Source organism: Mycobacterium sp. NGS11 (assembly GCF_059813315.1).
In genome coordinates this window covers 38,102-51,799 of sequence record NZ_JCALEJ010000015.1, presented here as the reverse complement: position 1 = coordinate 51,799, position 13,698 = coordinate 38,102, and the positions used below count along the sequence as shown (strand labels likewise).

Here is a 13,698-nt window from a genome sequence, read left to right as displayed (position 1 = left end):
TTGTCTGCGGTGACATCGGGCTACCACTGCAAGTGAATCCGCGGCGAAACGCGTGCTCAGGTGGCGGTCCAGATTTCGCTTTTGGGGTCGATGAACGCTTGCACAGCAGCGTCGAGCGCCTCTTGCTCTTGGCCGCCTCCCACGCTGGCTGTTTCCTCGGCCGCGGCGTTGACTGCTTCGTCGATCGTGGTGTTGATGAGCTCGGCCAGCGCCCCGTGTGAGTAGCGGGTGGTGCAGCCCTGAGCCAGCGATAGGGAGGTGAGTTGTCCTTGGGAGTTCACCGACAACACGACGTCACCATCGCCACCGATGGCTTCTAGGTCGATGCCGTCCATCTCCTCAAGGAGCTTGGAGAGCATCGTCGATACCCGTTCCATGCGCGCTATGACACTGGCGGTGAGATTCTTATCCGCCTGGTAGCCGTCATACTCGTACACCGTCACGGGGCCTCACCGTTGTTGTTGGACGCAATCTCTTCCTGTAGGTGGGCCAGGGCTATCGACGCAGAGTCGAGCTGGGCCATCACCTCGGCGACGCGATCCTGATCGGATTGATAGCCCGCGCACCCATTCACCGTCACTGGGAGTCACCGCTGGTGTCGGGGTCGATGCGTCGGCTGCGCGACCTGACGGTCACTGTCCGCCTCGGCCCGTCTTTGGGGTAGGCAGCGGCGTCAACGGTGGCCGTGTGCCGAATTGGGTCTCCCCGTTCGCCTTTGATCGGTTCGGAATTAGGTCGCGATGGCATCTCGATGGACTTATGGGGGTCTTTTACCTTGCGGTTGGCCGCCCCGGCGCCGGCGCCCATGCCGCCCATCGGCGGCATGAACATGGGCGGGCCACCCATACCGCTCTCTGCGGCCGCAGCGGCGGGATTCGGGGCGCCGCTGGCCCCCGCCAACGGAGGCGGCGTTGAGGCGGGTGAACCCATTCCGGAGATCGCTGAAGCCGCCGGTTTGAGATCTGCTCCGCCGCTGGCCGCTTGGGTGGTAGCGCCGTCGTCACCATCGCCACCGCCACCGCCGGCACCGGAGCCCAGGGAATCTGCTGGCTCGATTTTGGCGGCATCGTCGAGCCCGTTCTTGCCTGCCATCCCTTGCGTTAATCCTGCGACGCCCTGGGTGGCTTGCTGCGCTAATCCCTGTAGCTCTTGGGCGAATTTCTGCGGTATCTGGGTGACCATCCCGACCCCGGCGCCCAGCATGCCGGTCAACATCGAGGGCAAAGATGAGGCCATGCCGGACATCGGACTCGTTCCCGCAGGCGCTAGCGGGTTAGCGGCGGGATCACCATCGCCGGAATCCAGACCGTCGAGGTCGCCAGGATCGGTGTCGGGGTTGACGTCGCCGCCGTGGGTGGTGCCCGGGTGATCGCGCGTCGTTTTCGGCTCGGTTCCCTGCGGGGTTGTCGATGGCGGGCTATCCCCTTGTCCGGCACCAGGTTCCACGATCGCTGGGGCTGGCGGTGGCCCAGGCGGAGCCTGCGGTATGGTCTCGCCGGTGTGGTAGCCAGCGGACACAACCTGGGTGTGGTTCGTTAACTGGGTCAAATTCGTATGTGCCTTGGCCACCGCAGCCGCCGATCCCGGACTGGGATAAGAGCTGTTGAGTGCGATCGCGTTGTGCAGCTCGCGGTGACGGTTAGCGAATTCCGTGGTCGTCGGAGTCGCCTGCTTGGCTTGGGCAAATCTGTCCTTGTGGCTGCCGGCGAGCTGTCCGACGGTGTCGGCATGGCGAGCCATCTCCTGCGCCCAGTCCGCGTAACGATTCAACGCCGCCGTAATACGCGGTGCCGCTTCCCCTTTGAGGTGTTCACCGACCGTGGCTGCCCCGCGGCGGGCCGAGTGCGCGGCACCGCTAAATCCTTCTGAGAGTGCGGCGCAGTCTGCCACAAAGGAATCCCCGGCAGCGGGCCGACCCGCTTCCATGATCGCTGAGGTCGTTTCGGCTGGGCGCGGTGCCGGCGGGGCGATCGGCATATCGGGGGCAACGAGATTCACCGTCACCGCCGGGGTGAAGCCCGGTGTGGGGGGTGCAGGGTTACCTTGCAAGCTGACCACGGCTTGATTGGACTGGTCCATCTGCCCATATGCCGCTGCTGACTGGGTTATCGCATTGGCGCCGGCGGCCAGGACCACGGCACCGTCAGCGGCTCGCGACGTCATTACCGCCGCGTGCTCACTAAGGCGGGCAGCCACGCTCGTTGAGGTCTCATCGGTGGCCAGCGGAGGGTGTACCGGTGACTGCGCGCCGAGCTCGGCAAGGCTGTTGGCAGCGGCGACAAGACCAGCGACCGCGCTCTGCAGCCCAGCAACATCCACCTGCAGCACCGCCGGTCCTCCCTCCCCTTCTTCTCGCTGACGTTGCGACGAGTTCGCTAGAAATCGATCAGGGCCTCATAGCTGGCCACCTGGTCCTCGGTGGGCAACGCACTCGAGACCGTCACGTGTTGGGCCTCCCACTCCTGGCGCAGCGCCAACTGCGAGCGTAGATGAGCCAGCGTGTTCAATTTGATGATGCGGTTAGCCAGTTCGGCGTCGCTGAGCTGCATCGCCACCGCCTGCAGCTCCACGCCTAACGAGTTGCCGCTGCGGCCCACCGCCACCACGATCGACTCATCGCGACTTGCGGCCTCGAACACCGCGGTGTCGTAGTCGGTCGACGGCGCTTCAGACATGTTGCTAATCCGTGGAAATCGTCAAATTGGCACGGTTTTCGGCGTTCATCTCCGCCATGCGGGCCGCGGCGGTGCGAAGCTGCTGTGCCATGGCCCCGTGCCGCTCTTGTTGGTCGCGCAATGCGGTCTCGCGGTCGTTGACAGCGGCCACTGCAGCACGACGCGCCTCATAAAACAACGGTCCCCACGACTCGGCCGCAGCCACGGTGCGGGCATGGTCAGTACGGGCCTGCCCGCACGCCTCGGCGGCGCGTTCGTGGGCGATCGCCCATTGAATCAGGTCATCGGTGTTGACCTGCAAGGCCTGCTCGTTCACGGTCATTACGCTACTCCCTCACGTTGTAGTAAAAGGTCGCTTAAGTTGTCGGCAGCGCCGGCGCGGTGGCCGCCGCGGTCACCGTTGTCGCTGTCGGGGCCGACACGTGCGTCCATCCCAAGAAATTCGGGCCGGTCTCGAGCTGGTCAATCGGCGTGACCTGGCCATTGAGCCAAACATGGTCTTTGTCCAGGGCCATCACTCGATGATCGGTGTATTGGCCCACATCGCCGAATTGCAGCCGCGAGGGAGCCATGGGTGAACTCACCGGCGAACCCAGCGGCGGCAACTGAAGATTGGCCGCTGCATAGGCGTCATCGATGCTGTCTCCTGAGAGCACCGCACGTCCGGCCTGCGCGAGTGCGCCATTGGCCGCGGTTCGCACCGATTGGTCGGGCAACTGGACCTGAGTCGAGGGTGCTGGCGTCTGACCCGGCGCGGCCGGCGCTGACGGCGGCGGTGTGGAGCCACTGCCAGCGTTTTCTGTGCCCGCCTTGTCCCCTTTGTCTTTGTCGCCTGGATCGTGCAGCGCGGCCGGCTGCGTGCCGCCTTGAGATTTGTCGTCACTGGTGTGCGACCCGGACGGGTCTTTCAACGGGTCGGCGTGCTCATCAGAAGCTAGGCCTGGATCGTGGCTGCCATCGCGTAGCGCCCCACCGATCGCGGAACCCAAATCTCCCAGCCCGCCGCCACCGCCAAGTGAGGGAATCGCTGAACCGAGAACACCTGGCAGCGAGCCGAGCGCGCCCATCGCAGGTCCGGCCATCATGCCCAACCGCGACATCAACGGGTCCGATGCCAGCCCATCCAGTAGCGGGTCATTGCCACTGGCGGCGCCGTCGCCGGGCCCGGCGCGAGAATCCGCGCCGCCGCCCGGTTTGGTGCTGGTGGTGTCCGGGCTGCCGCTGCCAGTGCCGTCGGGACCCTTCGTGTGAAGGTCATCGCCGGGTTTCTTTTCTTGCAACGCCTGATAGCGCGCCGAGAGGCCATCCAACACCCGCGCTTGTGAATCTGAGTCCAGCCCAGCGTTTTTCAGAACGTTGAGGATATCGTCGGTTTTGCCCTGCAAAAACTCTGCCAGCTGCTCCTGGCCGGTCGCAGTATCCAGCGACGATCCCAACTTGGTGACCTGGTCGATGATCTCTTGCTGCAGGCTTTGCAGCCGCTGACGGCCATCCGCGCTAGAACTCGACGCTTTCAGCAGCGCGTCGGCCAGTTTGTCATCAGCATCATTGAGCGCCGAATGATTCTTGGCCAGCGCCTCGTCGAGCCGCTTGGCGGCGTCGGCCCCTGCCCCGCTCAGCCTCGGTGGCGGTGGCGTGCCGGCCGGGGTCGTCGGTGCAGGCGACCCCGGAGGGGGCGGCGGCGCAGGAGGCGCTGCGGGTTGATCGCGGCCCAGCGCCTTATTGATTTCGGGCATCGGCGCCGTATCCGGGTTAATGCCCATGTACGTGAGCTTGGCCCGGTCGATCTTGGTGAGCTGATCGCGCGAGGTGACCGGAGCCGTTGGGGCCGGGTCTAGTGGCACCGGGCCGCCGGGCGCCGGGCTTTGAGGGAAGGGTGCCCCCAATACCTCGGATACTCCGCCGAGCACCTGGGACAGCGCTACATCGGTCCAGCCGGTCATGTTCGGGACGATAATTCCCGAGTCGCTTTAACCGCTACCAACAGCGCCACATTCACCAAAAACCGGCTAGGCCAGCATGCCCACACGGCCTGTCGACTTTTGTTTTCTTTCAAGGCACGCCGCACCAGATGCGTCCTGCAACTTCGCACACCTGCGTCAATCAGTCCGGAGATACGGCACACACGGAGTGCCTTAAGCCGGGAAGCCTCGCGACTGTGAGCGTATACGGCGAGGCAATCGGCGATAGCCGTAAGCTCCAAGGGCAACGATCGCGTGCTCTACATCGGTCGCATCGAGCAACGCGCATATCTATCGGCGGCAATGACTTTCGGGTTCGCACCACCATCACGGGTTGCGCCTCCTCGATTCTTCTCGCCGCACGCCCCTTCCCCGCAGTGGAATCCTAGCTGCACAAGTAGTTGCCGCCAACACCCGACATACGCGACGCAAAAGCGACGCACCTCTACTAGCGCCAGCCTGGACAAGAGCAAGGTCAAACTGCGATGGTAACGAATCAGCCTGGCGCGCAGGCCTATTGCGACCTGGGCGGGAACAGATCATCTGACCGGTGGCGCCGAAGAAGCGGTCTTGCGGCTGGCCGTAAGTACGTCCTGGATTTCCGCAATCTTCGTGTCGACGTCTTGCACGACTGCGCGCGTGATGCTCGGATCGTCGGCTAGCTTAGCTGGGATACCGCCGCGCAAACTGGTCAGCTCGTCGGCGATCCACTTTATTCGATGCGATGCGAACTGGTCGCCTTCGGCAAGTGGCATCGCCAGCGAGGCCAACCTGACACCTCTATCAGCGATCCGGGCGCTGCACCCCTTTGGTTCCAATGTTAAATCCCTTCGAGCGCTGCACTTTCCACCAACGCTAGGGCAACTTATCGGCCTACGCGACAATGACGGTCAACATTTCCACCAGAACTTTGGCGCGCGCAGGTTGACGCCGGCCTTGGGGGAGATTCGCATCGCGACGGGCCATGGGGGCAGTACGCCGCCCGTTGTTCGCAGGCCGTCCCTCGGGTGTGGCTTCCAGTCAGTAGTTAGCGGCCTCCCTGCGGATAGGTTGGTGGCCCTAGAGGGCCGGAAGGGTTGTAAGGTTCGGGGGTTAAATCGCTGTGCCACATATAAATCCCCGACCCTGGCAACCATTCGTCGTATCCGTAGGGTGGCAGCGGGTTAGAGCCAGGCGGATAGACTTTCGCTCCCGGAAAGTCCGACTGCGGTACCCACACGCCTGTGTTTGGGCCCAACTCGACATATGGGTCTGGATTGCCGTGTTCGTCAATGACTGTCGGCGGACCTACGGCTCCAGGCGGATACACCTTGTAGCCGGGGATTTCATCGGATCTGACAAAGTAGTGCGGAACCTTCTCGGGGTCGTCCGCTCCTGACCGGTCCCATATATCAACCCACGGTGGCGAATCAGGAAAGTTGGGGGGGCCCATCCCACCCCGGCCGGCGTTGTAGGGCATATGTCGCTTATCACCGGGCTTCCAAGTCCGCGAATCCAGCGGCGCAGCGGGCGGTGACTCCTTGCCGTGACCACCGGAAAGACGTCCGTAATCAGCGTTTTGGATGGTGCCGGCTATTTCAGTGTTGCGCTGGCGGACGTTTTGCAGCAATCCCTTCGCCTGGTTGAGCTGACCTTGCAAAAAGCTGGCGAGTTGCTGCTGCCCTACGGCGCTACGCATGCTGGGGGCCAGTGCGCTAACGCCCGCGCGGGTCTGAGCGATCAGGTCGTCCATGCTTCGTGCTCCCGCCGCGGCGGCCTGTCCCGCATGGGTCAGCGCCGGATTGACTTGGCCATCGGCGGCTACCGTGCGGTCTAACGCATGGACCTGATCGGCGTTGGTCGCAGCGTAGGTCGTCGCTGCCTCGCCTTGCCAATTGGCAGCTGCGGCCTGCCCCACTTGCGCTACAGCTGCTCGGCCCGCCATCAACTGCTGCGCCGAAGGCGCCGACCCTTCGAGGGGCGCCGCGCCGAAAAGCCGGCGAGCATCACTGAGCACGCGACCTGTCTCGGCCACCAGTCCATCGAGTGACGACATACTGGCCAGTATTACCCAGATCCAGTGCGGCTTCTATCGCCGTAGCCGACTTCGTGCTCATGTGGCGTGCGGGGCGTCGGCGACCGGATCGGCCAACTGCTCGTTCATTCGGTCTCCGACATGCACATGCTGGCGTACGAGCGGCGTCGCAGCTTCCTTCAATGCTGGGGCCGCGATCCAGGTCAGGGGTGCCGGGGGTGCGCGGCTGTCCAGGTCGCCAGTGAGTGCGAGCGCTTGTCTGATATCGAGCCGGGCGGCGGACTTTTGTTCGGGCGTGCTCGTGACATCCAGAAGGAGGGCCCGCGCGCGTTGCTGGACGGCATGAACGTGCTCGCGGCGGGCGAGATTGTCGGGCAAGGCTTGCGCGGCGCGGATGTCTTGTTGGGCTTGAGCCGAAGGTCCGGATTCGGGCATGCCGCACAGTAAACCGCGGGGCTGTGCCGCGCGACAAAGGCTGCGAGGTTTCGCCATGTGTCGGCATGCGGTGGCGACGGCTCGAATATGCGGCGATGAAAGGGCACGCGGAACTTCAGCGCCACACAAGGGACCGTTCGAATGTAGTGTCTAACTTCCGGTTTGGATAATCAGAAGTCGTGCTCGGGAGCGGCGAGGCCTTGCTGGTGGTCGTGTTGTTCGAGGGCGAGGCGTTCTCGGGCGCGGACAATTTTGCATAGGGCATCGGCGCTGGGGTAGCCGAGTTCTTCGACCAAGGCGGGTGTGGGGTTCAGGAGCAGGCTCCATCCGGGTTTGCGGCCGCGGGCGGCCATGCGTTGTTCGGCCGCGGCGGCTTTGGCTTTGGCTTCGGGGCTTTGGGCGGCCATGCGCAGCTCGAGGGTGAGGGCTTTAAGTTCTGCGTCTTTTGTGGCCAGTTCGTCGGCGTGTTCGAACGGTGCTGGGGGGTTGGTTACAAAGTCGTCGAGGGCGGCCTGGTCGCGGTCGCGTTCGTGCTGCAGTCGTGCGTGGTGTTCGGGTAGGCCGGTGTAGAGGTTTTCCACGCGGCGCAGCAGTCCGAGTTGTTTGGGGCCGTTGACGTCGGAGCCTAGACCTGCGCCGGTGGATAACAGTTCCAGTCCGGAGATTTCTGCGGTGCGCGACGGCACGGCTAGTCGTAGTACCAGTTGGTCGTGGGTGAGGTCGGGGGCGGCCAGGATGTCGATGCCGTAGATGGTGGCGCCGATGGGTTCGAAGCGGCTGGCGCCGCGGTCTTTGCCGGCGGTGTAGGCGCGCCGGCAGGCCGCAGCCAGTGCGTGGGAGGCGGGGACGCGCTCGGTGTAGGTGGTGTCTGCGACGGTCAGCCGTGGTGGCCCGCCGGCGGAGGCGTGCGCGGCGGCTGCCCGGGCGATTGGGGTGAGCTCGTCGATGGCGCGTTGTTTGTTGGGAATCGCGCGCTCGAGCACACTGACTTGCCAGTCGCGGTTGCGCACCGATTGACTGTGTGCGCGCTGCAGGGCGGTGAGGCGTTTGACGGTGTCGTCGAGTTCAACTTGGTGTATGTAGCGCGGGTCGCCGGTGGCGATGGCCTTGGTTTCTGCGGCGGCGGTCCCGATGTCACCGCCGGAAAGGTCGTCGATCTCGATATCGAGGACCTCGTTGCGGCGCATCTGTTCGATGAACAGCGTTTTGGCTTGGACTTTTTGCCACATGACGGTGTCGTAGGAGCCTTCGGTGACATAGATGAAGATGTCAATGCCGTCGAGGTTTTGGTTGCCTTGGCGCTGAATGCGGCCTTCGCGTTGTTCTAGGTCGCGCGGGCGCCATGGCACGTCGACGTGATGCAGGGCGGCGGCTCGGGCTTGCACGTTGACCCCGGCGCCGATTTTCTCGGTGCTACCGATCAGCACTGAGACGTCTCCCCTAATGCACTGGGCGAACAGCGTTTTGATCTCTTGAAGATTTTTTGCCTCGTGGACGAAGCGGATCGCGGCTTCGGGCATGCCGCGCGCCACGAGTTCGTCCTTGATCGCCCGGTAGATGGTGAACTGGGCGGGGTCTTTGGATGGGGTGCCACGGTCGCAGAACATGATCTGCAGTGCCCCGGTGCCGGCCGGCGCGCCGGTGTCGGGATGGGTGTAGGCGCGATGCGCGTGGCGGTGATGGACACGCATGGCTGCGTCGGCGACTGCGCAGGCGCGGCTGTGTCGGGGTTTGGGCAGGTGGGCCAACCGTGGATCCAACGACACGTTGCGCCCGTCGTTGCTGATTTTGAGTGGGTTGTCGCGTCTGGGATTGCGTGAGTCGAGATGATCGAGGCGGTAGCCCAAGTCGGTAATGAAGTCGACGACTTCGATGTCGGGGTGCAAGCTGATGATTTGGCGTTGCCCGGTGCGAAGCGGCGGCAGCTCGACGGGGACTTGGTCGCGGGTGACGACGTCGGTGTAGACCGAGGACAGCGCCAGCAGGGCGGGCAGGTTGGTGAACTTTCCCACTCGCGTGACGGGCCGCAGCTTGGTGCCCGTGGTGTTGACCTCGATGGTGGTGGTGGTCGCGGTAAACGCCGCACCCCAGTCCCCCAGGTCAGCGACCCCGGCTTGCTCTAAAAGGTCGGGCCGCAAGTAGGTTTGCATGACCCATAGCTCGCCTAATGAGTTGCTGATCGGTGTGCCGGTGGCGAAGGTCGCGACCCGTTCGACAACCCGGTGCGCGGGAATGCCTTTGGCCAGCGCCTCGTCGCGGCGCCGCTGGCGCAACACGGTGAGTTTGAGGGCGAGGTCCTCGGCACGTTGCGATGCGTTGGGGCACGACAATTCTTCAATGTTGCAGGTGCGGCCCAAGTTCTTGTACGTGTCGGCCTCGTCGATCATCAGATAGTCACAGCCGGATTCCTCAAACCGCAAGCCAGTGTCTTTGGTGTTGGCGGCTACAAGTTTTTCTAGCCGGGCCTTGGCGCTTTTGATGGCCAGCTCGATGCGCTTTTTGCTGCGGTCGGCTTCGGCGGATTGGAGTTGTTCGCGCAGGGTGTCGAGCTGGTTTTCGATGTAGTCGACGCGCATGTCCGTGGAGACGTTGATCGCGGTGAACGTCGACTGCGGGATGACAACGAGATCCCAATCGCATGAGGCGGTTTGGGCGATGAAGCGGCGACGTCCATCAGCGGTGGTGGCCGCTGAGCCGAGCAGAATTTTGGCGGCCGGATACCACTGTTGGGCTTCGCGGCCAACTTGTTCGGTGATCGCGTTGGGTACCACGAGCCAGGGTTGGCGTACCAACCCCAGGCGCCGCAGTTCCAGCGCTCCAGCGACCATGCTTCCCGTCTTGCCCGCTCCGACAACATGATCCAAGAGAACGGTGGGCTCGGAGATGATGCGCGCGGCGGCGTTGCGCTGGTAGAAGTGCGGCGTGAAGTGATCCGACATGCCGGGAAAACGCATGTGTGAGCCGTCGTAGGCAGGCGCGCGCAGCGAGTTGAAGCGCCGGTTGTATTCGGCGACCAGGGTGTCGCGGCGGGCCTCGTCAGACCACAGCCAGCGGGTGAATTCCTCGCTGATTTTGGCCATCTTGGCTTGGGCGGCGAAGGTGGCCTGCGGGTCGAGGACACCGTCGTCGTTGTTGACGAGGACGGCTTTGGAGTTGCAGGCGGTCTCGAGCAGGCTGACCGCGTCGCAGCCGCGTCGGTCGGTTCCCCATTCGTCGGTCATCAGCCGGCTGTGGCGTTTGTAGGAGGCAAGGTCGACGACCCAGCGCCCGCCGATGTGTTCGGCGACCACACCGGTGGTGTCGAATGTTTTCTCGGCGAAGGCGGCGACGACTTGGGCTGGGATCCAGGGCGCGCCGGGGCGCACTTTGATGTCTTGGGCTTCACGCTGGGGCGGCAGCACCTGTTGCAGGGCGGCGGCGTAGTCGTTGTAGATCGGGTTGGTTTCGGCCGCATCGAGTGCGCGGGCGAGTTTGGTGCGCACGTTGCCTGACAGGGCACTCACGGCGGGGACGAGTTCGTTGGGGTCGTCGAGGCTGGGATAGACCAGTCCGGCGATCAGGTGAAGGGCGTCGTCGACTTCGACTTCTAGCAGGTTGGCGATTAGGTCGACGTCGACGCGCTGGGTGCGGTCCAGGCACATCGCCAATGCTTCTTCGGGGGTGTCGGCGGTGGCGCGCTCCAGCGGCGGGGTGAGCAGGTCGGTGGAAAAGATGGGCGATTTCTGGGCGGTGCCGGTGTCTTCGTCGAAGATTTCCAATGAGGCGACCAGTGCCCATCCGGGGTCGTGGCGCATTCCGCCGTCGAGGTGACGCCGCTTCTTGTAGGGCGCGGGCGCTTCGGAGGCCTCGGTGTCCCATTGAGCGGCGACGTCGTCGGGCACGGGCCCGGTGTAGGGGCGCTCGGGGGTGCCTTCGGCGGCGCGCCAGGCGGTTTCGGCGGCGGCCAAGCGCTGATCGTGGCGTTCTTGGGTGACGGTGGGATAGACCCAGGTGAACCGGTTGAGTGGGCCATGGCGGCGCACGTAGTTGTCGTAGAGGGTGTTGAGGTGTCCGCGGAGCTGGTCGCGCTCGGCGGCGGGCTGGCCGCCGCGTTGTGAGGCGATGAGGCTGGCTGCGACGTCGCGCAGGCCGATGAGTTCGCGGGTTTCGGCGAGCAGCGTTTTCGGGGTTTTGTGGGGTTCCCATTGGTGTCCGGCCCAGTACTCGATGCCGCGAGCGGCCTCGCTGTAGCGCAGTGTGTAGAGCGGGATGTCCTCACCGCGGTCGGCTGCGGTGATCAGGCCGGGGTCGAAGGCGGCTGCGGCGAAGTCGGTGAGTTCAGCCGGCGTGGCGGTTAATCCGAGCCCGTGCTGGATGGCCGAGTCGATGATCACATGTAGCCGGTCGCGTAGCTGCTCGGCGAGGTCGGTGCCGCTGGTGCCGCGCACTACGAGTTGGTGGGAGCCGTTGAGTCCGCGGCCCGCGCGCATCTGGCCGAGCACGTTGTGGGGGTTGGCGACGAAATGGGCGTTGATGTGCAGGATTTCGGTGGCGCCGGTGTCGGGATCGATGAGCTCGATGGGTTCGGTGTTGATCCAGTCGGGCAGTTCGTCGGCGGCGGGAGTTCGGGGATCGCGGCGGCGCAGGATGAGCAGGTCGGTGACGACCTCGGTGCCAGCCACCCGCGTAAACGCCTTCGACGGGAGCCGGATCGCGCCGATGAGGTCGGCTTTGGCCGAAATGTCACGCCGGGCGGCCGATTTCGCCGCGTCCAGGGTGTAGCGGCTGGTCAGCACAGCCACGTATCCACCGGGGGCAGTCAGCGCGAGGGATTTGACGATGAAGTGGTTGTGGATGGAGTGACGTGCGGGGTTGTGGGCGGGGTCGGTAACCGCGTAGCGGCCGAAGGGGACGTTGCCGACGGCGGCGGCGAAGCTGTTCTCGGGGACGCGAGTGGATTCGAAACCTTCGTGGCGGATCTGAGCCGACGGGTAGAGCAGGGCGGCAATGGCTGCGGTGGTGGCGTCACTTTCCACACCAACCATGACTGCCTCATCGGGGGCGTGAGCGATAAATGTTCCTGCCCCGCAACCTGGTTCGAGGACCCTGCCACCGCTAAACCCGGCCCGACCTAGTGCTTCCCACACCACGGCGGCGATGGCCGGATCGGTGTAGTGGGCATTGAGGATGGAGGCCTCTGCCTGGCGGTATTGGTCACGGTCGAGCAACTCGGCCAGGGTGTCGCGTTCGGCGGCGAGCTCGCTGGCGCGGGGGTCGAACACCTGGGGTACTGCACCCCACCCTGACCAGGTGGCCAGGACACGTTGTTCGGCTGGGGTGGCCGGCCGCTGCGCGTCTTGCAGGGTGCGCAGCAGCTCGACGGCGGCAATGTTGGCACGGATGCGTGCTTTGGACCCCGATGGCACCAGGGTGTCGACGCTTGCCGGAAAGTCGGTGGGGCTGGTGAATTCTTCTATCCGCCGCTCGGCGGCCGGCGTCGGTTCGTCTGATACAGCCGGGCTTTGTACGGTGCCCGGTGACGCGTCGATTGGTTGTTGGGCTGGTGTGGGCGGGGCTGGCCGCGGCAGCGGGGCGCCGCCGGGGTCAATCGAGCGTGGATCGGTGGGCTGATCGGCCTCATCGAACAGTGAGGGCTGGGCGTTTACCGCTCGGGTAGGCCGTCGTCGCGCAGATCGGTGTAGACCATCTGAGCCAGCGTGCTCGTGAGCGGATCGTCCGGGCCGCTCGGTAGGGGCAGGCCATCCTCGGCCCGGGCGGCTAGCAGGTATCCGGCCTTGATCCGAAACACCGCCGAGTAATTCGGGTCCGGCCACAGATCCGCGATCAACGCCTCGATGTTCTGGCTGGGGTCGCTGCGATACTGGGGCCGGGTCCAGCGTTGATCCCAGGGCACCTGACTGCGATCGGGCGCTGGGTCGTTGTGCTCCCCCCACAGGTTGCTGGGCTGGCCCTCCTCGGTCGGGATCTGCTCGTAGAGCTCGTTGTTGAGCACGATCTCCATCGCCTGGCTGCGTGCTGTGTTCAGCAGCCCCGCCTTGGTCAGGTAATCCGGATGCTGGCCGCGGCTGCGGATCCACGCCCCTACCGCCTGGGCGCCCATCTCGGCCGCCAGCTCGGCGACCTGGTAGCTGATCCTGGCCGCCTGGCTGTCCAGGAATGTCTCGCGTTGGGCTGGGCTCCACTGCGGTGGCAGCTCGAGCGGGCCCGCGTAGGCTTCCGCCACGATCTGGCGTATCTCTGGGCTCGTCACCACCACCGTCCCCGCCGAAGATGTCGAACAGACCCGGCTGGTGTGGATCTGGCCGCGTCCTCCGTGCCATATTGTGCGCTCCGATCGGCTCGAGTCGGGGTCGGGGTAACCGTGGTTAGCCATAAACTGGCGCAGCCGACGCTCAGCGACCCGTCTTCGTGCCGCAGCCGAGCGTGCATCGGGGGGAGTCACGGCGTTGTGCCGCAGTCGAATAGTGTCGGGGTGGAGATCTGCCGGTTGGACCACGAGACCTCGGTACGCGCCGCGTAGACGCCGCTTTGCGATGTGGCAGATGGGATTTCGACTCGGTCCCAGTCGCGCAGCTCGATGTCATACAGTGTGTTTGCGCTCATTGGGTTGCCT

At 64.7% G+C, this 13,698-nt stretch carries 12 protein-coding genes; all 12 read right to left on the bottom strand.

What is annotated here, in order from left to right; all coding sequences use genetic code 11:
• Window positions 1–56 precede the first annotated feature (56 nt).
• The 12 genes from AC5Y4T_RS17445 to AC5Y4T_RS17390 all read right to left on the bottom strand — a co-directional run bounded on the left by AC5Y4T_RS17445 (window position 57) and on the right by AC5Y4T_RS17390 (window position 13,688).
• Entirely contained in the window at window positions 57–443 is a 387-nt protein-coding gene (locus tag AC5Y4T_RS17445) for a YbaB/EbfC family nucleoid-associated protein (RefSeq protein ID WP_069953612.1), read from the bottom strand.
• The gene (locus AC5Y4T_RS17440) at window positions 440–580 is read right to left on the bottom strand and encodes a hypothetical protein (protein WP_158514580.1); all 141 of its coding nucleotides are present in this window, start codon (window positions 578–580) and stop codon (window positions 440–442) included. The genes AC5Y4T_RS17445 and AC5Y4T_RS17440 overlap by 4 nt, the downstream gene beginning before the upstream one ends.
• Complete coding sequence (locus AC5Y4T_RS17435; protein ID WP_069953611.1) at window positions 577–2,328, bottom strand: PPE domain-containing protein; 1,752 nt, start codon at window positions 2,326–2,328, stop codon at window positions 577–579. The genes AC5Y4T_RS17440 and AC5Y4T_RS17435 overlap by 4 nt, the downstream gene beginning before the upstream one ends.
• A gap of 47 nt (window positions 2,329–2,375) precedes the next feature.
• Window positions 2,376–2,675 carry a DUF2694 family protein gene (locus AC5Y4T_RS17430; protein WP_069953610.1) on the bottom strand — a complete coding sequence of 100 codons (300 nt, stop codon included), beginning with the start codon at window positions 2,673–2,675 and terminating at the stop codon, window positions 2,376–2,378.
• 4 nt (window positions 2,676–2,679) lie between these two features.
• Window positions 2,680–2,997 carry a type VII secretion target gene (locus AC5Y4T_RS17425; protein ID WP_069953609.1) on the bottom strand — a complete coding sequence of 106 codons (318 nt, stop codon included), beginning with the start codon at window positions 2,995–2,997 and terminating at the stop codon, window positions 2,680–2,682.
• Between the two features lie 34 nt (window positions 2,998–3,031).
• On the bottom strand, window positions 3,032–4,618 hold the full coding sequence (locus tag AC5Y4T_RS17420) for a DUF4226 domain-containing protein (protein ID WP_232526888.1): 1,587 nt from the start codon (window positions 4,616–4,618) through the stop codon (window positions 3,032–3,034).
• 557 nt (window positions 4,619–5,175) lie between these two features.
• Window positions 5,176–5,406, bottom strand: coding sequence for a hypothetical protein (locus AC5Y4T_RS17415; protein WP_145929510.1), 231 nt, complete (start codon window positions 5,404–5,406; stop codon window positions 5,176–5,178).
• A gap of 257 nt (window positions 5,407–5,663) precedes the next feature.
• The gene (locus AC5Y4T_RS17410) at window positions 5,664–6,671 is read right to left on the bottom strand and encodes a DUF4226 domain-containing protein (RefSeq protein ID WP_072501169.1); all 1,008 of its coding nucleotides are present in this window, start codon (window positions 6,669–6,671) and stop codon (window positions 5,664–5,666) included.
• Between the two features lie 57 nt (window positions 6,672–6,728).
• Window positions 6,729–7,085, bottom strand: a complete 357-nt coding sequence (locus AC5Y4T_RS17405) for a hypothetical protein (protein ID WP_145929509.1) — start codon at window positions 7,083–7,085, stop codon at window positions 6,729–6,731.
• A gap of 170 nt (window positions 7,086–7,255) precedes the next feature.
• Entirely contained in the window at window positions 7,256–12,490 is a 5,235-nt protein-coding gene (locus tag AC5Y4T_RS17400) for a helicase-like domain-containing protein (RefSeq protein WP_083533334.1), read from the bottom strand.
• A gap of 236 nt (window positions 12,491–12,726) precedes the next feature.
• The gene (locus AC5Y4T_RS17395) at window positions 12,727–13,335 is read right to left on the bottom strand and encodes a hypothetical protein (RefSeq protein WP_069953921.1); all 609 of its coding nucleotides are present in this window, start codon (window positions 13,333–13,335) and stop codon (window positions 12,727–12,729) included.
• A 188-nt stretch (window positions 13,336–13,523) separates the two neighbouring features.
• Window positions 13,524–13,688, bottom strand: a complete 165-nt coding sequence (locus AC5Y4T_RS17390) for a hypothetical protein (RefSeq protein ID WP_158514579.1) — start codon at window positions 13,686–13,688, stop codon at window positions 13,524–13,526.
• Between the last annotated feature and the right edge of the window lie 10 nt (window positions 13,689–13,698).